This is a genomic window from Paenibacillus sp. PCH8, assembly GCF_002968835.1.
GTDB lineage: Bacteria > Bacillota > Bacilli > Paenibacillales > Paenibacillaceae > Paenibacillus.
Window position 1 is genome coordinate 573,864 of record NZ_PKQK01000002.1, and the last position, 21,242, is coordinate 595,105.

20 protein-coding genes and 1 riboswitch are annotated in these 21,242 nt (G+C 45.0%); of the genes, 2 read left to right on the top strand and 18 right to left on the bottom strand.

Going from position 1 to position 21,242, the window contains the following annotated elements:
• Positions 1-96: 96 nt before the first annotated feature.
• Positions 97-1,185 carry a M24 family metallopeptidase gene (locus C0Q44_RS15290; RefSeq protein ID WP_105408143.1) on the top strand — a complete coding sequence of 363 codons (1,089 nt, stop codon included), beginning with the start codon at positions 97-99 and terminating at the stop codon, positions 1,183-1,185.
• A 248-nt stretch (positions 1,186-1,433) separates the two neighbouring features.
• Here the strand turns inward: C0Q44_RS15290 and C0Q44_RS15295 are convergent, their stop codons facing one another.
• The 3 genes from C0Q44_RS15295 to C0Q44_RS15305 all read right to left on the bottom strand — a co-directional run bounded on the left by C0Q44_RS15295 (position 1,434) and on the right by C0Q44_RS15305 (position 4,513).
• A complete protein-coding gene (locus tag C0Q44_RS15295) occupies positions 1,434-1,787 on the bottom strand; it encodes a hypothetical protein (protein ID WP_105408144.1) in 354 nt (117 codons plus the stop codon).
• 209 nt (positions 1,788-1,996) lie between these two features.
• The gene (locus tag C0Q44_RS15300; protein ID WP_105408145.1) at positions 1,997-2,680 is read right to left on the bottom strand and encodes a queuosine precursor transporter; all 684 of its coding nucleotides are present in this window, start codon (positions 2,678-2,680) and stop codon (positions 1,997-1,999) included.
• Between the two features lie 435 nt (positions 2,681-3,115).
• Positions 3,116-4,513, bottom strand: coding sequence for an L-cystine transporter (locus C0Q44_RS15305; RefSeq protein WP_105408146.1), 1,398 nt, complete (start codon positions 4,511-4,513; stop codon positions 3,116-3,118).
• A gap of 348 nt (positions 4,514-4,861) precedes the next feature.
• Here C0Q44_RS15305 and C0Q44_RS15310 point away from each other — a divergent pair, with 348 nt between their 5' ends.
• Positions 4,862-6,562, top strand: coding sequence for a methyl-accepting chemotaxis protein (locus C0Q44_RS15310; RefSeq protein ID WP_105408147.1), 1,701 nt, complete (start codon positions 4,862-4,864; stop codon positions 6,560-6,562).
• Between the two features lie 238 nt (positions 6,563-6,800).
• Here the strand turns inward: C0Q44_RS15310 and C0Q44_RS15315 are convergent, their stop codons facing one another.
• From C0Q44_RS15315 to cbiB, 15 genes are all read right to left on the bottom strand, one after another.
• Entirely contained in the window at positions 6,801-8,381 is a 1,581-nt protein-coding gene (locus tag C0Q44_RS15315; RefSeq protein ID WP_105408503.1) for a cobyric acid synthase, read from the bottom strand.
• 94 nt (positions 8,382-8,475) lie between these two features.
• Positions 8,476-9,366, bottom strand: coding sequence for an adenosylcobinamide-GDP ribazoletransferase (gene cobS / locus C0Q44_RS15320; protein ID WP_105408148.1), 891 nt, complete (start codon positions 9,364-9,366; stop codon positions 8,476-8,478).
• Positions 9,363-9,923, bottom strand: coding sequence for a bifunctional adenosylcobinamide kinase/adenosylcobinamide-phosphate guanylyltransferase (cobU, locus tag C0Q44_RS15325; RefSeq protein WP_105408149.1), 561 nt, complete (start codon positions 9,921-9,923; stop codon positions 9,363-9,365). The genes cobS and cobU overlap by 4 nt, the downstream gene beginning before the upstream one ends.
• Positions 9,920-11,077, bottom strand: a complete 1,158-nt coding sequence (gene cobT, locus C0Q44_RS15330; protein ID WP_105408150.1) for a nicotinate-nucleotide--dimethylbenzimidazole phosphoribosyltransferase — start codon at positions 11,075-11,077, stop codon at positions 9,920-9,922. The genes cobU and cobT overlap by 4 nt, the downstream gene beginning before the upstream one ends.
• Positions 11,078-11,442: 365 nt before the next feature.
• On the bottom strand, positions 11,443-11,835 hold the full coding sequence (locus C0Q44_RS15335) for a DUF6941 family protein (RefSeq protein ID WP_105408151.1): 393 nt from the start codon (positions 11,833-11,835) through the stop codon (positions 11,443-11,445).
• Between the two features lie 402 nt (positions 11,836-12,237).
• Positions 12,238-12,732, bottom strand: a complete 495-nt coding sequence (locus C0Q44_RS31805) for a MauE/DoxX family redox-associated membrane protein (RefSeq protein ID WP_105408153.1) — start codon at positions 12,730-12,732, stop codon at positions 12,238-12,240.
• Complete coding sequence (locus C0Q44_RS15350) at positions 12,732-13,166, bottom strand: hypothetical protein (RefSeq protein ID WP_181151010.1); 435 nt, start codon at positions 13,164-13,166, stop codon at positions 12,732-12,734. The genes C0Q44_RS31805 and C0Q44_RS15350 overlap by 1 nt, the downstream gene beginning before the upstream one ends.
• Positions 13,147-14,613 carry an ATP-binding cassette domain-containing protein gene (locus C0Q44_RS15355; RefSeq protein WP_181151011.1) on the bottom strand — a complete coding sequence of 489 codons (1,467 nt, stop codon included), beginning with the start codon at positions 14,611-14,613 and terminating at the stop codon, positions 13,147-13,149. Before C0Q44_RS15355 ends, C0Q44_RS15350 begins: the two co-directional genes overlap by 20 nt.
• 260 nt (positions 14,614-14,873) lie before the next feature.
• On the bottom strand, positions 14,874-15,335 hold the full coding sequence (locus tag C0Q44_RS15360) for a thioredoxin domain-containing protein (RefSeq protein ID WP_146113459.1): 462 nt from the start codon (positions 15,333-15,335) through the stop codon (positions 14,874-14,876).
• A gap of 562 nt (positions 15,336-15,897) precedes the next feature.
• Positions 15,898-16,680, bottom strand: a complete 783-nt coding sequence (locus C0Q44_RS15365) for an ABC transporter ATP-binding protein (protein WP_105408504.1) — start codon at positions 16,678-16,680, stop codon at positions 15,898-15,900.
• Between the two features lie 119 nt (positions 16,681-16,799).
• Positions 16,800-17,846, bottom strand: coding sequence for a FecCD family ABC transporter permease (locus C0Q44_RS15370; protein ID WP_105408157.1), 1,047 nt, complete (start codon positions 17,844-17,846; stop codon positions 16,800-16,802).
• Positions 17,843-18,826 (bottom strand): ABC transporter substrate-binding protein, encoded by a 984-nt coding sequence (locus tag C0Q44_RS15375; RefSeq protein ID WP_105408158.1) that lies wholly within the window; start codon positions 18,824-18,826, stop codon positions 17,843-17,845. Before C0Q44_RS15375 ends, C0Q44_RS15370 begins: the two co-directional genes overlap by 4 nt.
• Positions 18,827-19,281: 455 nt before the next feature.
• A riboswitch (cobalamin riboswitch) is annotated at positions 19,282-19,428 on the bottom strand.
• Between the two features lie 143 nt (positions 19,429-19,571).
• Positions 19,572-19,781 carry a hypothetical protein gene (locus C0Q44_RS15380; protein WP_374955102.1) on the bottom strand — a complete coding sequence of 70 codons (210 nt, stop codon included), beginning with the start codon at positions 19,779-19,781 and terminating at the stop codon, positions 19,572-19,574.
• 11 nt (positions 19,782-19,792) lie between these two features.
• Positions 19,793-20,233, bottom strand: a complete 441-nt coding sequence (locus C0Q44_RS15385) for a histidine phosphatase family protein (RefSeq protein WP_181151012.1) — start codon at positions 20,231-20,233, stop codon at positions 19,793-19,795.
• On the bottom strand, positions 20,224-21,204 hold the full coding sequence (gene cbiB / locus C0Q44_RS15390; protein ID WP_105408505.1) for an adenosylcobinamide-phosphate synthase CbiB: 981 nt from the start codon (positions 21,202-21,204) through the stop codon (positions 20,224-20,226). Before cbiB ends, C0Q44_RS15385 begins: the two co-directional genes overlap by 10 nt.
• Positions 21,205-21,242: the final 38 nt, after the last annotated feature.

Consider the following 21,242-nt stretch of genomic DNA (forward strand, 5'->3'; position numbering starts at 1 on the left):
GAGTTCACGGAGCATATTAACCCTCCAATTTGGATTTCCCCAATAATCTTTTATAATAGATAGATAGAACGAATGGAAAGGTGGACATATACACTCATGAATCAAAACCCTTTATCCCGACTCGAAGCCGATCTGTCTGCGCAAGGTTTGGATGCCATGCTCATCACAGATCCGAAACATATCTACTATTTAACTGGATTTGCAAGTAATCCGCACGAACGCTTCCTCGGTCTTGTTCTCGCACGTGGCGAAGAACCGTTGTTGATCGTACCTGCCCTCGACGCTGAAGCAGCCTCAGCCGCTTCCTCGGTATCCAACATCGCCACTCATACCGATACGGATAATCCATACGCCTTGTTCGGACGTTATCAGGGACGTCTGGGACGTGTCGGTCTCGAAAAAGAATATGTAACTGTCGCACGTTATGAGCAGCTGACCGCCGCTTTGGGTGCTGCCAGCTTTGAAGATGTTGGGCCCCTGCTGCGCACGTTACGTGTAAAGAAAACACCAGATGAGGTCGCCCGCATTCGCCACGCCATTCATCTAATCGAAGAAACACTGCGTCAAGGCCTCTCCCACGTCCGTACTGGCGTAACCGAGATTGAGCTTGTCGCCGAGATGGAATATCAGATGAAGAAGCTGGGTGCCGATGGTCCTTCCTTCGATACCATGGTGCTCACAGGACCCCAAACAGGTCTGCCACACGGAACGCCAGGTGAACGGAAACTGCAACATGGGGACCTGTTGATGTTCGACATGGGTGTCTATGCTGGCGGTTACGCATCGGATATCACGCGCACATTTGCCTTTGGTGACATCTCACCTGAACTTCGAACCATCTATAACACCGTGCTCGCAGCAAACGAAGCTGCCATCCGAGTGGTGAAACCAGGCATTACCTGTGCGGAAGTGGATCGTGCGGCACGTCAGGTTACGGAAGAAGCGGGATACGGCGAGCGCTTCATGCACAGAGTAGGCCATGGACTGGGCATTGATGTGCATGAGTATCCTTCCCTCCATGGAGAAAATATGGACATCCTGAATGAAGGTACCGTGTTCACGATCGAACCGGGCATATATACAGCAGCAGGCGGTGTCCGCATCGAGGATGATGTTATCGTTACAGAGACGGGTGTAGAAGTTCTGACGACATATCCGAAAGAACTGCAAATCCTTACAGATTAGTCCAATTGTGATCTATGTCAAAAACAGCCCCATATACATCAATGCTCAGCCGATATTATGCATCATAAACTAAACTGCACGAAACTGTGCTGAACTGTATCTTCAAAACAATAAAGTACACACGTGAACGCAAAAATCCCGCAAATCCATGTTATCATGGGTTGCGGGATTGTAATTAATACGAAGCATATTCTTAAATTACTCCGTCTGCATTCTACGTGATCTTATTCCTGCTCACTCATTTACCATTAGTCCAACTCATGCGTGATATCCTGCCAGGATTCCAGCTGTGGCAGCTGTTTCTTTCCCCAGTAATCTAGAAACCATTGAATAATCCCCGTCGTGTCTGTCGTGCTGAAGCTGTAATGCCGGAAACCGTCCTCGCCTTCCTTCAAACGAATCTCCGCCACCATTTGCCCTGGTTCCTCAAGCGCAGCAGCCTGCATATACATACTTCCCTCCACCAGCTCCGAAGGTTCAAGTACTACGTATTCCTGCAATTCCAGATTGGTGATCAAGTCCACCAATAACGAGGCATTAATGCTATCATTCTCGTAGGTTGTGCCAGTGCTTTCCAGTGTATAACGCAGTGTAGAGTACATGTGTGATTCCCCTTTGGTTGAAATCATCGTTGGCTAATGATACACGCTCATAACGACAGGTCGTTTATATTATAACTTGTTCATAAACATGTAAAAAGGATTTTCCTTGTTTCGGGGAAATGTGTTTTCTATAAAAAATCCCCTTGCAGAGTCCGAATTACAATGGACTGCGCAAAGGGTGATTTTAAGTGATACTCTTTGAATATTCTCTAGACTTCATCCTTGAATTTAAAGTTACGCGCAGCATAGAGAAACGGTGTTCCTACCGCCGTTAATACGAACTTGATGATGTATGTCGTCAGGAAGATTTCAAGCCAGATATCCCATGGATAGATGAACGCAAATGCGATCGTGCAGAACACCAGCGTATCCACAAATGAACTGATAATGGAGCTACCGTTCGTGCGTATCCATAACTGATTGCGCCCAGGTGCGACCTTACGCAGCCAGCTGAACAACCGCACATCCAGGAACTGACTGATGAAATAAGCAGTCAGACTTCCGAGGGCCAGACGTGGCAGCAGACCAAACAACTTTTCCATCGATTCCTGTGCAAAGTCCGTCGGTGCCGGATCAAAGTATAATACCATCTGCATCAGTACCGTCGTCATAATGAGCGTGAAGAATCCGAACCATACGGCCTTCCGCGCTTCACCCGATCCGTACTTCTCATTGAGAAGATCACTGGTCAGATACATGCTGACATACATGGTGTTACCCAGCGTCAGGACGATGCCCATAATATCTATCGTTTTGGTCACCTGAATGTTGGCGATAACCGTCGCCACACCTATCCAGGCATACAGACCTTTTTTACCGAACAAGCGGTAACACAAGAGGAAAAATCCATAAGTAACGAGAACGAATACCGCTCCAAAGCCCAAATTAAACATAAATACATACACTGCCTTCCTAGTTTTGATTACGCGGGATGGTTACGAACCGCGGTTCGGCTCAGGGCCAAAACATGAATACTCTATCATATTTCTCTTCCATTGAACAGTACTAAATTCCCCTATCCCTATCTAAGCCATACCAATGCGACCCCATCCTTAACAGCCAATCCCTGCTTATCAGCTACCTATGAATTCACCTGTCTTGTAAAAAAGAACTCCATCACAGCGTCTGCCCTGCACAATCTGGTGTAACTTCACGTCAAAGAACCGCCCTTCGCATTTCTCCGAAGGACGGCTCTTCGCCTATATCTCGCAGATCGCTCAGTCTCTACCGCGCTCTGCACCTATCCAATTGCTGTAGCCCCGCCTCAAGCTGCTCCAGCTTACACTAAAGCAGCTAAGGCTTGCCGCACTTGAACTGAAATATCCAGCTTACGCCTGAACCGCTGAATCCAGCTCACGGCTCTGATCATTGAACGTATCCTGATCATTTTCTTTTAAAATTTTGCTCGTCACGAGTCCTGAAGTCATCGACCCGTTCACATTGAGAGCAGTACGACCCATGTCGATCAGCGGCTCAACTGAAATCAGCAGTCCAACCAAAGCCACAGGCAGGTTCATCGTGGACAACACGATCAGGGAGGCGAAGGTTGCCCCGCCGCCAACACCAGCCACTCCAAACGAACTGATCATGACAACAAGGATCAACGTTACGATAAAGTCCCAGCTCATCGGGTCGATTCCGACCGTCGGAGCAATCATTACCGCCAGCATGGCCGGATAGATCCCGGCGCAGCCGTTTTGCCCAATCGTAGCCCCAAAGCTTGCAGACAGGTTCGCGATCCCGTCCGATACACCCAGCTTCTTCGTCTGTGTCTCCACGTTCAACGGAATAGCCGCAGCACTCGAACGGGACGTAAAGGCAAATACCAGCGTTGGCAGAACCTTTTTCACATACGTAATCGGGTTGAACCCGGACAACGAGATGATAATCAGATGGATGATGAACATGACAATCAACGCAACGTAGGACGCAATGACGAATTTGATCAGCTTCAGAATCTCTTCTGGATTCGTGGTTGCCGTCACCTTCGTAATCAGCGCCAAAATTCCGTATGGCGTCAACCTAAGCACCAACGTTACGATCCGCATAACCACCGCATATACCGCATTAACCATGCCTCGGAACGTTTCCGCCTGCTGTGGTTTTTTGCGATCAAGTCCAAGTACAGCAACACCGATAAAGGCTGAGAAAATAACAACTGCCAGTGTAGACGTACGACGTTCTCCCGTCATATCCGCAAATGGATTCGAAGGAATGAACTCCAGCACCTGCTGTGGAATCGTCTGATCCTTCACATCAACCAAACGTTCCTCCACCTTCTGTATCTGGGCAGTCTCCCGATCTCCTCCTTGAATCTCAATGGAAGTCAGGTTAAATCCTAGACTTGTCACAATACTGACCCCTGCCGAAATCGCCGTGGTAATCAACAGAATCGCAATAATCGAAATACTCATCTTACCAAGGTTTTGCTTGCCTTTCAGATTCATGATCGCCGAGATAATCGACACCATAATCAATGGAATCACGACCATCTGTAACAAGCGAACATATCCTGAACCGACCAGATTAAACCAATCGACCGACTTCGTGATGATGTCAGAATCAGAGGTGTAGATCAATTGAAGAATAACACCATACACAACCCCCATACCCAGACCCGCAAATACGCGTTTCGTAAAGGAAATGTGTTTCTTCTGCATCCAGTAGAGGACACCCAACAAAGCAAGGATAACCACTACATTCAATATGACTAGAAAAGTATTCATTTTTATAAATCCTCCTCAAATGTGCGTAACCGAATTCATCCGGTTTTCTCTTCTATTTCTCAATCTTCCAACATGACATTTTACAATATATCATATAACAAACTATTCTGGTAGGTTTTAATTGATATTATGTAATATGCATGTAATAAATTCATCTATTTCTGAAAGAAATATACCAAATCGTGAAAATTGTTGTATTCAACCTCCGGTTAATTCTGTAATATAGGTATATCCGCTTATTCCCAAGTTTTCTCAACGTATAAACTAGGCCTTTCTTCATTGGTAGATAGGTCTTGTGATCATGGGAAAGCGACAATGTTAATGAACATGACGTGAAAGGATGATTCTATGTTTCGCAATCGCACCGTTGCTGGCAAAATAAGAGGCACCTTGTTCCTCGTTCTGCTAGTTGCTTCTCTGTTGTTCAGTATTAGTTTCTATGCCGTATCGATGAATATTATTCAAAGTTATGTGCTCCCGCAGTTCGACAAGGTCCTGAACACATCCATTCAGGATATATACAAGAATACATCTGCTTCCAAAATTCTACAGGTACAGAGTGGCGGAGCCGGAGCCGAAGGTGCTGCCATGACCGTAGAATCCTACTTGGCAGATAAATCTAAAGAGCACAATCTGGACGCAGCATACATAATCTCCATACAAGATGGCTCAGCCAAAGTTGTTGTTGCTAACTCTTCCTCCGGCATGAAAGCCCAGGATGAGATTAATGTAGAAACCGCAATGAATACAGCCATCGAGAACAAAGAAATGGTCATCAGCGACGTCTTCTCCGACTCCTTCGGTGTACATAAAGCAGCCTTTATGCCGATCGCCGGAAGTAACATGATTATGGCTGTAAGTATGGATGCCCAGTTCATTCAGGACAAAATTACACAGGTCTTCTGGCTATGTCTTGGGATTACAGCATTAGTCTTCTTGCTCGGCTGGCTTATCTCAACTAGTATGATCAAAAGAGTTACCAAACCGATCATCAAGCTCGTGCAACATAGTAAACAGATATCCCAAGGTGATCTGACCGCTGAGCTTCAAATTAATGGCAAAGATGAAATTGCCCAGCTTGCTGCCAGCTTCCAGACGATGACGCATAACCTCAAAGAAATGATTAGCCGTGCCCTGTCTACGTCGAATGAAGTTGTGGAAGGCTCCAATGACCTGCTTCAACGGGTCGAATCCATGTCTGGTATGGTCCGAAACTCCAGCCGCTCTGCAGAGGATGCAGAGAAAGGTAGCATCAGCATTGCTTCGAGTGCATCCGAGAATGCCAGAGCTATGGAAGAAATTACGCAAGGTATCATGCATATCGCTTCATCTTCTGCCGAAGTATCCGATCAAATTAGTGAAGCTGCCAATGAGGCAGTGAACGGTAATCGCCTCGCTCAGCATGCTGTGGAGCAGATGGAACGTGTCGGTCAGACTGCAAGCGAATCACTGCGCTATGTCGAAACCATGAATGAACGTTCAGTAGCCATCGGTACCATTGTTGCTTCGATTTTCGAGATCACCAAACAGATCAACATGTTGTCGCTCAACGCTTCCATTGAAGCAGCACGTGCGGGTGAGCACGGACGAGGATTCGCTGTCGTTGCCGGAGAAGTTCGCAAACTTGCCGAACAATCCAAGACAGCCACCGAGGAAATTTCGGATTATCTGGGTACCATTCGTGAAGACGCTGAACGCTCGGTTGACGCCATGAACCGTGTAACCAGGGAGATTGGTTCAGGCGCGACTGTTGTTCAACAGGCAGGTTCAGCCTTCCAGCAACTGAATGAGCTGATCCAGAACGTCAATCTGACGATTCAAACGGTGTCTGCTTCCACGCAGCAAGTATCCGCTGGTGCAGAAGAAGTGAGTGCCTCCGTTGAAGAAACGGCACAGATTACGTCCAAGTCCCGTGAGAGCATGCAACAGATTGCCTCCACAGCAGATCTTCAGCTCGGAGAGATGGATTCACATTCGAATACGGTGCGACATCTGCATGAGCAAGCTGTAGAGCTGCAATCCGCCATGAAGAATTTCAAAATCAATTGATCAGGTATACCATTAACCCATCATTGGCTGATTTAAACCTCATATATTCATAGGATATACAAATACCCCCATGCCGCTAACATTCCGTTTCCAGAGAACGGGTTGTTGGACATGGGGGTATTCTTGTATAACAGATGTGTTATGACGATTAATAAATGCTATTTCAATCAATTTCATAATCATTGCCTGAGCTGTACTAATTCTGTTCACTTACTGATATCACCTTATGTTTTCTCGTTCATATCGGCTGTTGACTTTGTTCTCTTGCGCACGTCGGTGCCGGAACACCCATAATCTTGTACACACGCTTCATATCCAATGAGGACCGCAACGATTCGGCTACCCGATCGAATTCCATCTCCTTACGTTCATGCGCACTATATGTCTCCTGAAGTGGAGCCAGTCCCTTTCCTTCACGCAGACCATTCAGCCATGAACGGCGGAACTGATCACTTTCGAACAAACCGTGCAGGTAGGTTCCCCACACTTTGCCATCCGCTGTGCCCCAGCCTTCATGGAACGGTTGCCCACCCGGATGTGCAATTTCGAACAAGCTGATTACACGTTCAGGCTCGTGGCACTCCGTAACGCCCATATGAATCTCATATCCGTTAATCGGTAATGGAGCAACGTCCATATTTCTTTCCCGTTCACCGTGCAGACGAATTGGATGATGAGACTGTACTCGTCCGGAGGCCCTGACCGTCTGCTTCTCCTGAAGAAACGTGGTGGATAGGGGGAGCCAGCCGAGTCCCTGCGTTTCCTGAATCTGATTCGCCTCCACTGCAAATGGGTCCTTGAGGTGCCGTCCAAGCATCTGGTATCCGCCACAGATACCTACAAGTTGAACGTGCTCACGTTCGGTCTGGCCGGCAATCGCTTGCTCCAGTCCAGACTCACGCAGAAACGCCAGATCACCTATTGTATCCTTCGTACCTGGTAGAAGAATGGCATCCGGACTTCCCAATTCCTCTGGTGAAGTCACGTAACGCACATTCACATCCGGTTCACGGGAAAGCGCATCGAAGTCTGTAAAGTTGGAAATACGCGGATATCGAATCACCACCAGATCCAGCTCTGTCTTGCCAGATTTGCCATGGCGCATGGAGTCCAGCACCACCGAATCCTCCGCTTCAATCTGAATATCTCTTATGTAAGGCAATACAGCCAACACTGGAATGCCTGTCCGTTCTTCGAGCCAGTCGAGTCCGGGCTGCAACAGCGACAGATCCCCACGAAACTTGTTGATAATGAAACCTTTCACACGCTGCACCTCATGGGGCTCCAGCAGCTCCAGTGTACCGACAATGGAAGCAAATACACCACCCCGATCAATATCAGAGATCAGAATGACTGGTGCATCGGCCCAGCCTGCCAGATTCATGTTGACGATATCCCGGTCTTTCAGGTTAATCTCCGCAGGACTACCCGCCCCTTCCATCAGCACCATATCATAACTGTCCCGCAATCGATTCAGCGCATCCATAACCGTCTGCTTCGCTTCAGGCAGGAAGTGCTGCCGATAGTCTGACGCACTCATCTGTGCATAGGGTACACCGTGTACCACAATCTGTGAATGCATGTCCCGCACCGGCTTGATCAGGATCGGATTCATATCCGTTGTCGCTTCAATGCCACAGGCTTCAGCCTGTGCTCCTTGAGCCCGGCCAATCTCCTTGCCATCTTCCGTTACGTAAGAATTCAGTGCCATGTTCTGTGACTTAAACGGGGCTGGCTTGAAGCCATCCTGCTTGAATATTCGGCACAGTGCTGTCGTAATTACGCTTTTCCCCACATCTGATGCCGTTCCTTGCAGCATAAGTACTGCCGCCGGGTGTTGTACAGACGTATCTTCCACGCTCCATCACCTCAGTCTCCCTGTTATGTCCCACATTCCTCATTCTGTGCATCTTTCACAGCCAAAAGAGCCCCTGAAGAAGACTAAGCACCGTCAGCAATGCTGCCTCCAGCAGCTCATTCATCGCTCCATAGGTGTCTCCTGTTAGTCCGCCCAGCCTTTCACTGATACGTGCAGCAACGAATTTACCGATGATGTAACACGCAACAGGTATGACAATCACCGCCGTCACCGGATATAACCACCATGGCAATGTTCCCAGGCTACTCATCATCGCATCCGCAGTACTTATATGTGGCTGGAATATCCATACGCCCGCAATCGTAATTACACCTGCCAGAATAGTTAGCCCTACCGCAGAGTTGCGCGAACGCTGGACCTCTCTCCGCTCACCTAATCCTTTGAATAAAACAGCAAGTCCATCGTCTCCACGAGCATTCGGCCAGGCCGAGATGGCATACACCATGAACCAGCGACTCCAGATCATGGGCAGGATCAGCAGCGCACCATAGACCCAGTTACCCCGTGCGATAAAATCTGCGATTAGGGCGCCTTTCATCATTAACAATAGAACGCAGGCGATTACACCCATGGCTCCCACACGACTGTCCTTCATAATTTCCAGCATCCGTTCACGGCTACGATAACTGAGCAGACCATCCGCCGTATCCATCCAACCATCCAGATGAAGGCCACCGGTGAGCCATACCCATAACGTCAAGGTCAACACTGCAGCCGGAAAGGCTGGGAGTACCGCGCCCGTAAGTGCCCCTGCGAGCCAGACACATAGTCCAATTGCAGCACCGACCAGCGGGTAAAAGACGACACTTTCCCGCAGCAACGGCGGGACGAAATCGATCTGCATTTTCACCGGAAATCGGGACAAGAATTGAAAAGCGGCCGCAGCCGCATGTTTACGATGATGAGTAGGAGAACCTTCCTTCATAACCGATACTCCTTGCTTTTCAGCTCCATCGCAATCCCCACCGTCACCAGGAACACTTCACCACATATGGCTGCAATCCGCTGATTCAATATGCCTGCCAGATCCCGATACGTTCTGCCAAGCGCATACTCCGGTACAATACCGTCGCCCACTTCATTCGTGACAAGCACCAGCAGACCCGGGTACATTCTGATGGCTTCTACCAGTGCATCCATATGATCCTGCATAACCTGCTCAGGTTCATCTTCATGCGCAAGCAGGACATTGGTCAACCATAGGGTCAGGCAATCGACCAGAATGGTCGGAGCCGAAGTGCCCGTATGGTCTTCTCCCATACGTGTAATGAATGCGGGCAATGCCATCGGTTCCTCCACCGTATGCCACAGGTATCCCGATGCCTCGCGCTGATTCTGATGCAGACGTATACGCTCACGCATCTCGTCATCATACGCCTGAGCCGTGGCCACGTACCATGCCTCCGAGGAACGCTGCATACAGAGACGCTCGGCAAACGAACTTTTACCGCTACGCGCGCCCCCTGTTACCAACACACTCATAGCGATACCTCTCCTTGAACCGTCGAAGCACCTGTAACATTAGAATCCGCTACATCACCCTCACTTGCACCCAGATCGGCATCCGAAGCCTTGTTCGTCCCATCGGATACCCCTGCACTTGCAAAAGTCGCCATCTCATTCAAAAGAAGACAGGCTGCATCAATCAGATGAAGACTAAGCACACCTCCGGTTCCTTCACCCAACCGCATGTCCAGATCCAGCATGGGCTTCAGATCAAGTTCGCGGAGCAAGGCTGCATGTCCACTTTCATGCGATGTATGGGAAGCAATCATATAAGCCGTGCTCACGGGAGCAAGCTGTCTTGCAATTAATGCGGCAGCAGTAGAGATGAATCCATCCACGACAACAGGACATCCGTTCGCAGCTGCAGCAAGAATCACACCCATCAGTCCGGCAATCTCCAGTCCACCCACTTTGCAAAGTACGTCCAGTGCATCTTCCCTATTCGGGGAATTCACGCTAAGAGCCTGACTAACCACGGCGGCTTTACGCTGCAAACCCGCATCATCAATCCCTGTTCCTCGCCCAACTGCTGAAGCTGGTGCGATCCCGGTTAATGCACACATCACCGCAGCACTCGCGGTTGTATTGCCAATGCCCATTTCCCCGGTAACGAACAACTGCGTTCCCTTTGCCACCTCTGCCGATACCACGTCGACTCCTGCAAGAATGGCCTGAATTGCTTCATCGCGGGTCATTGCTGCACCCTGTGCCATGTTGGCCGTGCCTTTACGAACTTTACGGGAGAGCAGCTCAGGATGCTCCAGATCGGCATTAACCCCGATATCCACACAGATGACATCGGCTCTGGCATGGCGGGCAAGCACATTGACGGCGGCCCCTCCAGCCAGGAAATTAAGGACCATCTGCGGCGTTACCTCGGCGGGGAAAGCACTAATACCTTCCGCCACCACGCCGTGATCTGCGGCCATGACAATAACAGCTCTGCGATCAAAACACGGACGAGCCATGCCAGTGATCCCCGCAAGTCGAATAACCAGCTGCTCCAATTTCCCCAGACTACCGGGAGGTTTGGTCAATGCATCCACATGTGCAGAGGCTTCCGCCGCTACTTCCTCATTAGGAGCCTTGATCCGACCCAATACCTGTTCCAACACCTGTTCATTATTCATCCTGCCAGCACTTCCTTCATCAAAATAGGGGTTGCCCCGCTTCATTATCGTTATCAGTTTTTCTGTTTTCAGTTAACTAGCTTTTACCTCTGCAGCAGACTGCAAATCGCGCAGCCAGTTTTAAGCCTATTTTTATAAGACGGATTGTAATATAAAGCGTGAAACTTACTGGGAATAAATAAAAAAAGACTCATGGCGGATTGATTCGTGTAGAATGAAAGTTCACATACACTCATTCACACAAGGAGAATCCTCCATGAGTTACTCATATCTTAGCATAATAGAACGTAGCAAGCTAGAAATCTCCACTAGCAAGGTAGAAGTTCACAAGCGATCAGAAAAGAGTTAGACAAACTTTAATTCCATTAACATTTATTACTCACGAATATAGGGTAATCACATATTAATTCATCTTTTTCAAACAACCTAATATTATAATTTCCTGGTTTAGGGATGGGAGCCTTAAAAGAAAAATTAAAGTCAATTCCTGGAGTCATATTAGAATCTCTTTTATTTGACACTTCTTCTTCATGGAAAAATCTAACTTTTTCTTGCTCATCATCAAAGAGACATGTACTTAACATTGCACTCTTTTCCTGATTATAAAACCATAATTTGATATATAAACGAAATTCATAAACAAATGGAAAAATATCACTTTCTATAGTGTTACATATCTTTTCTATAGAATGCTTTTTTACTTTTGGGTCAAAACTTATAGATTCAGCTAATAAGAGTAGTCCTGTGGTCTTATTCATATAATTACACTCCATATTTATTTTTTAGAATGCGAGTACAAGTATCCTTCTACACTATTGATTATTTTTATACGATTATTCACTTCAAGAATCAAACTGTTCCCAGTTACATTACTTTCGCAAATGATCTTATGTTGAGACCACTTCTCTATCTTCAAGTCATGAAACCAAGTCGGACTTTCTAGTATAATAATAAATTCATCGTCAATTTGATCTAGAACCGATACAATTTTTTTAAAATTTTCGCTACCAAACTTTAAAAATAAAATAGGTTTAGTAAACGTGTTCAACTTATACTTAGAAATAAAATATTTTAAAATTTTCCTCGAATAAAACCTTTCTATTTTTATTCTTACATAGACGAGAACCAAGAAAAATATCATGAGTATAACAACTAAAATATTAGTCATATTGCTTGACCTCTCTTAGTTTCTTAATAATACCTACGAATACCATGCATGAACATATTATTAATAGGATACTATACCTCAAGTCATTGTTTATTATCGCTTCAGATGGATAAATAGAATATTGCACTGTTACAACAAAAATTAGAATTATATTTCTCAATATAGGATAGTTATTTAGCTTGCTTTCTCTACCAAAGCAATTACAATTGCTACCATTCTTCTTATTAAAGAATAACAAATAAAAAGTAAACATCAGTAATAAACCAAAAGCGATGAAACTTTTCAAAGGAAGTATGTTGAAAAAGATACAAAACAGCAATAAACTTTCAATAGCTACTATAGAAAAATATGCCAAAATAGCTTTCTTTTTCAGGCTAATATATACTTCATAAATAAAGTCATGAGATTCTACAATTTTATGAAAAAGTGATTTAAAGAATATAATAAATAAAATTAAATCAATTAATGAGTACAATATATAGCTCATTAAACTAAGCCACCAAAGAATTTTAAAATATCTTCCTTGGAACTTAATTCACGTTTCATTAGTACTTCCTCATTAGAATCCCATAAGATTATACTAGGAGTTTTCTCGACCTGTACCTCACTCACTAAAAAATCGTATTCAGCATTTATTATTGGGTATTTTATATCGAAGTAATCTTTTAGTTTTTCTAACTCATCATTATCACAATCAATTATTATGATTACTTCATGTTTGATAACTTTATCTTCTATGCTTGTAAGATATGGAATTATCTCCATACATCTGATGCAATAGATGGACAAAAAGATAGCTCCCTGAAATGATTTAAAGTCGTAATTGTGTGCAGAGAACAATTTTTTTAATGAATCAATTTCAGCATTATCCTTATATTTATTTTTTTTTTCAAATAAGAATTTAAAATCCATTTTCTTCACCCCACATTTTTTTATAGATACTGTTCATCTCCAAGAGAATATTATGAGTTCCCTCTTCAACTAAGTTCCCCTTTTCAAAAACAAATATCCTATCAGTTTGTGCTGCCAAAGCTAAATTGTGAGTGATGATTATTATGATCTTATCCTTTCTAATATTTATAAGGTATTTTAAAAACTCTGACTCGGACAATGGATCGATTTCCGCAGTACCTTCATCAATTATTAGTAGATCACTTTCCTTAATAAGTGATCTTGTTAAAGCAATACGTTGCCACTGACCTCCAGATATCTGCGTTGAAGAGAAGTACTGGTTGCCTAGATTCTTGTTTAATGCCTCTTCAGAAATATCTTGAACCAAGAAAGGTTTGTCTTTCAGAAATTTTCTGATTTTTTGTTTAGAATACTCATCTACATCACTTAATTTAATATTTTCATACGAATTCAAAGGAAATCTGGAATAATCTTGATTCAAAAGCGATATTTTCCTTATTAATTCTGTACGATCCAAATTATTAATATCATTCATATTGATGTATAGAGCCCCTTTAGGAACATCATGTATACCAGCTATTATTTTTGCTAAGGTTGATTTTCCTGAACCATTTTTTCCCACAAATGAAACAATGTCACCTCTAGTTAGACTTAAATTTATATTACAAAGAACCTTATTACCGTTAGGATAAATAAAATCCAAATCTTTTATTTCAACTTTCTCTATTTGCCCTACTTTTAATTCTCCCTTTGATTCAAACTGATACTTTTTAAAAAAATGATTGAAATTATTAGAGAATATAGTAAAATTTTTAAATCCTGAAATAGGTCTAAACAGAGTGCTAAAATTAGATTCTATGATTCCTATAGCAGTTGTGATAGCCACCAAATCTCCTAGAGATACTTCATGGATAATTAATTTATATACTAATTGAATTTGTATAATGGTATATATTAAAGGAAAAATACTACTTACAATTATTTTTTTATTTACATACTTTTTATGAAAAGTAACCGTTTTATTGAGGATGTTACCATAAACTGCAGTCCATTTAGATATGAAAAAATTACGATCCCCAAACATTATCATATCCTTTTGATTTCCTGGATCCGTCAACATTCCCGTAATGTTTGAAGTCTCAATTCTTTCCTGCACTAACCCTCTCAATTGTATATCAGTATCTTTGGTATAATTCATATAATGCATAACCAGAGGAATGCCACCTAAAAGTAGCACTAATACGTAATACCATGAATAATTCGATATAAGTAAAAAATATACAATAATTAAAGTTGCATTTTGAAGAAAAGATAAAACGGAGTCGATTAATTGAGGAAGTCGATCTATTGTCTGCTTTAGAATACTTAAATCATTTCTATATTCTGGCGTTTCTAGCCAAGTTATCGTATTAGGTTTTAATAATTTCATGAAATAAACTTCAATCTTTGCTGTCATTTTGAGATTAAATCTCTGTTGTATTACAAAAGATATCTCTGAGACTACTATCTGAATTATCTTAATTGCTAATAGAAGTATACATATCAAAAAAAGCCCATTAGGGTTCGTGAGTTCGAACGAGAGCTCATCAAATAACTTTTTTGTTATCTGGAAACCTATCCATGCTAAAAAAGAAAGTATTATCAATATCAGAATATTTAACATTACATCTTTTTTATTATCTTTTATTAGATATCTTAGCCACTTAAATCCCAATCTCATAAATTCAGCCCTGATAAATAAGAAAAAGGTTCTATAATATCATGCACGCTCTTCCTAGTACTACATGGATATGAAGTAATAACCTGTCCAGCTTTGTTCAGACCAATTCCCCAAGGAAATCCTTGAATTCCTAAATCTCTATTTAGAGTCTGTAACTTAGAATTAAATACATTATTTTCTCCGAAGGTTCCTCTTAAAATGTGTATATCATTATCATCCGCAGCATTAACAAGAATAAGAAGATTAATTTCCTTATGCTCTCTATAAAAGTTATATAGAGCTTCCAATCCTTTTAAACAAGCATCACATGTCGTTGTATAAGCAAATATAAATAAATGATCAGTTATATAATCTTCTACTGTCCTTCCCATATGTAAGGAAACATTGGATATATATCCACCTATTTCCAAAGGTTTAATTGACCTGAAAAATTGCATGTTTTCAATATCTGACTTCATAATTTTCTCCTTAAAAATTAATAAAAAAAGAGAAGGCATCCTTCTCTTTAGGTAAAAATCAACAACATACACCACCCCAATATCCATCGTTTGTACGAGCACGAATCGTGTGGCCCGTAGAATTATTAAGACATATAAAAATCGTCTCATACCAATACATTCTATATTTTGAATCATTAGGACAAGCACTAGTTGAACATACTGCTTCTTGTTCTTGACCTACATACACAAAACCTGGAGGACATGACGCCATATTTCTCACCACCTTTCATAATTTATAATATAATAATACATAATTTAAAAAAAGGGTATATATTCCTAATTATAAATATTCATTAATACGAAACAAAATAATAACAAAAAATTCTTAAATTTCCCTTTCCGCTGTGGGATAAATAACTACTCGGTACAATAAATTCTTCCTTGTTATATCAATCGACACACAAGTTCAGCTATGAAATGATGTTAGCTACCATTCCAGTTCTTCAAGACTTTGCCTGTCACCATCAACTATCATCCCCAACTACCTATTAGCTTTTCCTTCACTCTAAAACTCCCAACGTCATTCCGTCTTTCGTCGGAGTAGCAACTGAGGCAAGTCATTGTCGGGATGCTTTACAATCGCCGAACTTACCTGAAACAATTCCTCGATATGCGCTTCCGTCATAAGTGTATGAGGCACTCCTATGACTGCGGGCTTTCCTACACGCAAGCCTAGCAGTTGATCGCAAAATTGAGTAGCTAGATTCAGGTCATGTAGAACGGCAACAATTGTTATAGCATTATGCTGGCGCCATCTGGAAAGTAATTCCATGAATTGCAACTGATGATGAACGTCCAAAAATGTCGTTGGCTCGTCCAGCAGCAGCAGGCGCGGCTCCTGTGCCATCACCTTGGCGAGGGCTACTCGCTGCCGTTGTCCGCCACTCAGGGAATCCAGCGGCCGATCCGCCAGTTCCGTGAGTCCTAGCTCTTCAAGCACCCTGTCCACCACAAGTGCTCCATCCGCCGATTCCCGCCCCAACCAGTTCTGGTACGGGTATCTTCCCATTTCTACGACATCTCGTACAGGATAGGAGATCGCTGGTAAGCCATCCTGCTGCAAAACCGCGATAATACGTGACAGATCCTTACGGCTGTACGAACGGATGTCACGGCCGTCAATACTGATCTGGCCTTCACTTAATGATTCAGTTCCTGCTATCAGCTGGAGCAGTGTCGACTTTCCGCTTCCATTTGGACCGACTACACCCCACCAGTCTCCTTCTTTAACCTGCCAGTAGATATGCTGTAAAGCGCGATGATCACCGTATGTTTTGCCTGCCCCTGCAACAGATACCATCATTGTAGTAGCCGGATGACCAGCACCCGCAGTTAAGGAATTGCCGGTACATTCGTCGGAATCTGCTATGGTATAGGAGTCTTGGTTCAGACGTTGCCGGGTACTTTGCTTCATCTCTTCACTCATGGCATCATCCCCTTCCGCAGCTTTTTGTTCCGGTACAGCAAGTAGGCGAAGAACGGAGCGCCCACAAAAGCTGTCACGACACCCAACGGAATTTCCGTTGGTGCCAACAAGGAGCGGGCAATCGTGTCTGCCCATACCATGAAGATGGCACCACCAATCGCGGACAGCGGCAGGAGTAATCGATAGTCAGGCCCAACCATCAGCCGAAGAATATGCGGAATGACCAGTCCAACGAATCCAATGACACCCGATACCGAAACAGCCCCTGCGGTAAGAAGTGTTCCCACAGCGAGCACGGACAGCTTGAGCCTATCTACGCCAACTCCGATATGTGCGGCTTGTCGTTCTCCCAGAGCGAGTACATTCAAAGAGCGTGCCCGACTCCACAGGAAAATTAAACCTAGCAGAAAATATGGGAAAAGGATGGCCGTATACGACCACCCACGCAGTGCCAGACTTCCCATCGTCCAGTATATAATTTCATTAATAGTCTGTTTAGACATGGTCGAAAGGAAGGCAACTACCGCTCCCAGGAAACTTTGCATCACCACACCAGCCAGAATCAGACTGTGTGTCGGTATTTTGCGACCCTCACGAGCCAGGGCCATGACCAACCATAAGGTTAATACGCCCGTCAAAAACGCCACCAGTGGCAAAGTCCAGATTCCGATTAGTGCATACTGCAATCCGAAGAAAATCAGAAAGGCCGCACCCACGGAAGCACCTGACGATACACCCAGGGTGAACGGGTCTGCCAGCGGATTTCGCAGCACACCTTGAAAGCCTGCACCCGCAATCGCCAACGAAGCGCCGACGAGCATCGCAAGTAAAACACGCGGAAAACGAACCTTCCAGATAATCTGTTCGGCGGCCTTGCTCCAATCTGGTGTAATCCAATCGCCCACCCATAGGATTTTGTGAATGAGAATGCCTACAATGTCCCGAATTGGCAGCACAACTGAACCAATGCCTGTGCAGATGAGCACGGTTAATACAAGTAAGGCTATTCCTGTAGTTCCGTAAATCACCAACTTGTTCTTCATTGGAATAGATCAGGATAAATCGCTTTGGCAATTTCCTTCAACAGCTCAGGTGTCCTTGGTCCAGGACGACTCAACAGATTGGCGTCAAGGCCGACGACTGCTTCATTTTTGACCGCCGCGATCTGATCCCAGCCGCTGCGACTCTTGATAATGTTATCTAACGTCTTGTTATCCTCCACTACGTCGTTCGCATACAGGATAACGTCTGGATTGGACTTGATAATGTTTTCCTCGTTAATTGGCTTCCAGCCTTCCAAGTCGGAAGCAACATTAATGCCATCAGCTAAAGTGATGAGTTCATCCAAATACTCACCTTTACCTACTGTCCAACCTGGGGAGAATTCAACATATACCTTTTTCTTCTCTTCTGGCTTAACCGCCTTCACTGCTTCGGTTACATCAGACACATCCTGTTTCATCTGTGTGATGATCTCCTGAGCTTTTTCTTGATGATCCGTGATTTTACCGAATGTTTCGATATTGTTCATCACATCATCGATGGACTTTGGATCCGTTTTGAAAATGGTAATGCCCAGTTCACGCAGTTTCTTCACTGCATCTTCACTCATGGAGATGCCTGTGAATACGATATCCGCTTCAGCGGCAATGATGGACTCTTCGTTTGGCTTGGTTACGCCACCCATTTTCGCTTTGCTTGTTGCGGCTGCTGGATAATCATCATAGTCGGATACCCCTACAATCTGCTCGTCCAAACCAAGTGCGAACAGCGACTCCGTTTCAGCCGGAGACACGGATACAATTTTGGCTGGTGCCTTGTCAAACGTGAACGATTCACCCGTCGCATCAGTAACCGTAATTGGGTATTGTGTCTTAATATCTGTGGATTGCTCCTGCGTAGGTTGCAGTGGTGTAGTGCCTGTGCCCTCGTTACTTGTTGTTGTGCCACATCCGGCCAGAGTCAGTGCCAGCATCGCTGCACTCAGCAGGGACGCTACGCCTTTCCAATTCTTGATATTCATTCTGTTCATTCTCCCCTTCTCTATCTGTTCTATTGTTCTTGCGTCGTGCTCAAACTCTTACTACCCATGCCTTGGTGTTCCATATAAGTTGAATGCCGAGAATTACACGTTATCGCAGAGTGCAGAACCGATCTGAAGAAACGAAGTGTTCGCCTTAAAGCTTTCTATAAGAAAGCTACATCGGAAGCCTACGCTTATCACCGGATTTCCTCCTAGTTAGAAAGGGGATTAAAGAAATCTGGGGATAACAGCGATCGGAAGATGGCACTGCACTCGGAGTGACCTCGTGTAAAGTTGGTCGCGTTCATCTTATTATATGGACAACAATAAAAATCCCCAATCCTTATATCAGGAAGAGGGATAACGTCTCGCATATGGCGATCTGTACATGTTCAACGTATCGTTGTGCATGCATATAGAACTGCCCGAAACGCTGTCCTTTCCTCGAAGGAACACCGGTTTGTACGTCCAGGGCAGGTAACCTGACTTACAGGAATGTATCCTGATTTACAGTGGCGGGACCGTGCCGGATTTGCACCGACTTCCCTATTTCACCCGTATGCCATCCATGACTGCACAGAGCCATGAACGATTACTACATGCACGCGGGACCCTTGGTCGCTGATATGGATTAACCATTCAAGTGAGCCATCTGCACACATGTTCAGACTTCACAGCCTGCCACACGATACTACACATGCTAAAGCCACACTTCTGTTGTGATTATAGGTTATATTGCACATCGTTACAACCCGATTCCCGGAAAATCCACCCTCTCGCCAGCCCATTGATCATCATGGTGGTCCAGCCGAACCCGTATCGCTTGTCCCGGAATCACCTGTGTATCCCAGAACCCCAAATTGGCAATGAGACGGGATAATGCATAACGGATTACACCGCCGTGCGTAACTACAATTATGGTTGGCACGCCAGCCACACCTGATCGCAAGGGCATACCCTCAGACCTTACACATTCTTGCAAAAATGAATCGATTCGCGCGGCAAATGTCTGCCAAGGCTCTCCCCCGGTGGTGTTACCTCCTGCGGAGCATCAATCCAGTCCCGGTACTGTGGGTTGTGCTTGAGCTGATCATACGTCATGCCTTCCCATTGTCCAAAATGAATCTCTCGCAGACGCGGGTCAAGCTTGACCCGTCCCGTAGGGTTAGGAACGATCAGCTCCAACGTCTGCTGACATCGCAACAGATCGCTGCAATACACCAAGCCTGTCGTCGGAACGTTGCTCAATTGCTCGCGTAGCGAAGCCAGTTCTCTTTCTGCATCCGTCAGCAAAGCGATATCGGTATGCCCCAGATATCTTTTTTCCACATTCCACGCGGTTGTGCCATGACGTATAAACAGAATATTTCGCTGTTGTGATCCATTCTGCTCTACAGTTACTTCCATAACAACGTACCTCCAGCAAGCCATATTCCAAGCGTCACCAATGTACATAGGATTACAAAAGAACCCGCCGACCAGAACATGAGCCGTGTCGTTCGTACAATATCCTCCGCTTCCATAGGACGTGTTGCCTCGCCCATATAGGCACGAAAAGAAGCCACCCCGTGATACACATTATGCCCACCGAGTCTGATCCCCAGCGCTCCGGCTACCGCCGATTCGGGAAAACCACTATTCGGACTTGGATGCAACCTCGCATCCCGGGATACCATACGTGCCGCACCTCGGGCATCCAGCTTCTTAACCCATGCGCCCATGATCAGCAGAATAGCGGTAAGTCGTGCGGGAATCCAGTTCGCCCAATCATCCAGTCGAGCTGAAGCCCAGCCGAGATGCAGATACTTCTCATTTTTATAACCAACCATGGAATCCAATGTATTCACAGCACGATAGGCCATCGCAAGTGGCGCACCACCAATTAACGCATAGAACAACGGAGACACGATGGCATCCACAATGTTCTCTGCTACCGTTTCCACTGTTCCCCGTACGACCTCAGGTTCATCCAGATGAGCTGTATCTCGTCCCACAATCATGCCAAGTGAACGTCTTGCGGCCGGCCAATCCTTCTGAACCAGATGGTGGTACACCTCCATACCTGCATCCTTTAAGCCTTTGGAAGCAATGGTGGTCGCGATAAGCACCACTTCTGCCACTGCCGCTATAACAGGATGAATGAGACCCAGCACATATACGACTCCCCAGGTGACTGCAAACGCACCACCCGCAATGAGAAGCGGAAATAACAGACCGGCCTTTTTCAGCCCGGAATCCGTGTTCATACGTGATCGAATAATACGTTCCAACGCAGTGATCGCTTTCCCCATGCCAATGACCGGATGAGGAATCCAGCGCGGATCACCGATGCATCGATCAAGCAGATAAGCTCCTACAATAATCCAGGCACCTGCCATGCCCGTCCAGAACGGCCAAGAGAGTAGTTCCCCTATCT

Bases quoted from the DNA above. Each gene is read 5' to 3' on its own strand.
- C0Q44_RS15310 (WP_105408147.1), top strand. From the start codon at position 4,862: ATGTTTCGCAATCGCACCGTTGCTGGCAAAATAAGAGGCACCTTGTTC.
- C0Q44_RS15305 (WP_105408146.1), bottom strand. From the start codon at position 4,513: ATGAATACTTTTCTAGTCATATTGAATGTAGTGGTTATCCTTGCTTTG.
- cobS (WP_105408148.1), bottom strand. From the start codon at position 9,366: ATGAAGGAAGGTTCTCCTACTCATCATCGTAAACATGCGGCTGCGGCC.
- C0Q44_RS15355 (WP_181151011.1), bottom strand. From the start codon at position 14,613: ATGACAGCAAAGATTGAAGTTTATTTCATGAAATTATTAAAACCTAAT.
- C0Q44_RS15315 (WP_105408503.1), bottom strand. From the start codon at position 8,381: ATGCTGCAAGGAACGGCATCAGATGTGGGGAAAAGCGTAATTACGACA.
- C0Q44_RS15385 (WP_181151012.1), bottom strand. From the start codon at position 20,233: ATGGAAGTAACTGTAGAGCAGAATGGATCACAACAGCGAAATATTCTG.
- cobU (WP_105408149.1), bottom strand. From the start codon at position 9,923: ATGAGTGTGTTGGTAACAGGGGGCGCGCGTAGCGGTAAAAGTTCGTTT.
- C0Q44_RS15300 (WP_105408145.1), bottom strand. From the start codon at position 2,680: ATGTTTAATTTGGGCTTTGGAGCGGTATTCGTTCTCGTTACTTATGGA.
- C0Q44_RS15360 (WP_146113459.1), bottom strand. From the start codon at position 15,335: ATGAAGTCAGATATTGAAAACATGCAATTTTTCAGGTCAATTAAACCT.
- C0Q44_RS31805 (WP_105408153.1), bottom strand. From the start codon at position 12,732: ATGAGCTATATATTGTACTCATTAATTGATTTAATTTTATTTATTATA.
- C0Q44_RS15335 (WP_105408151.1), bottom strand. From the start codon at position 11,835: ATGAATAAGACCACAGGACTACTCTTATTAGCTGAATCTATAAGTTTT.
- C0Q44_RS15295 (WP_105408144.1), bottom strand. From the start codon at position 1,787: ATGTACTCTACACTGCGTTATACACTGGAAAGCACTGGCACAACCTAC.
- C0Q44_RS15380 (WP_374955102.1), bottom strand. From the start codon at position 19,781: ATGCCCTTGCGATCAGGTGTGGCTGGCGTGCCAACCATAATTGTAGTT.
- cbiB (WP_105408505.1), bottom strand. From the start codon at position 21,204: ATGGCAGGTGCCTGGATTATTGTAGGAGCTTATCTGCTTGATCGATGC.
- C0Q44_RS15370 (WP_105408157.1), bottom strand. From the start codon at position 17,846: ATGAAGAACAAGTTGGTGATTTACGGAACTACAGGAATAGCCTTACTT.
- C0Q44_RS15365 (WP_105408504.1), bottom strand. From the start codon at position 16,680: ATGATGGTATCTGTTGCAGGGGCAGGCAAAACATACGGTGATCATCGC.
- C0Q44_RS15375 (WP_105408158.1), bottom strand. From the start codon at position 18,826: ATGAATATCAAGAATTGGAAAGGCGTAGCGTCCCTGCTGAGTGCAGCG.
- cobT (WP_105408150.1), bottom strand. From the start codon at position 11,077: ATGAATAATGAACAGGTGTTGGAACAGGTATTGGGTCGGATCAAGGCT.
- C0Q44_RS15290 (WP_105408143.1), top strand. From the start codon at position 97: ATGAATCAAAACCCTTTATCCCGACTCGAAGCCGATCTGTCTGCGCAA.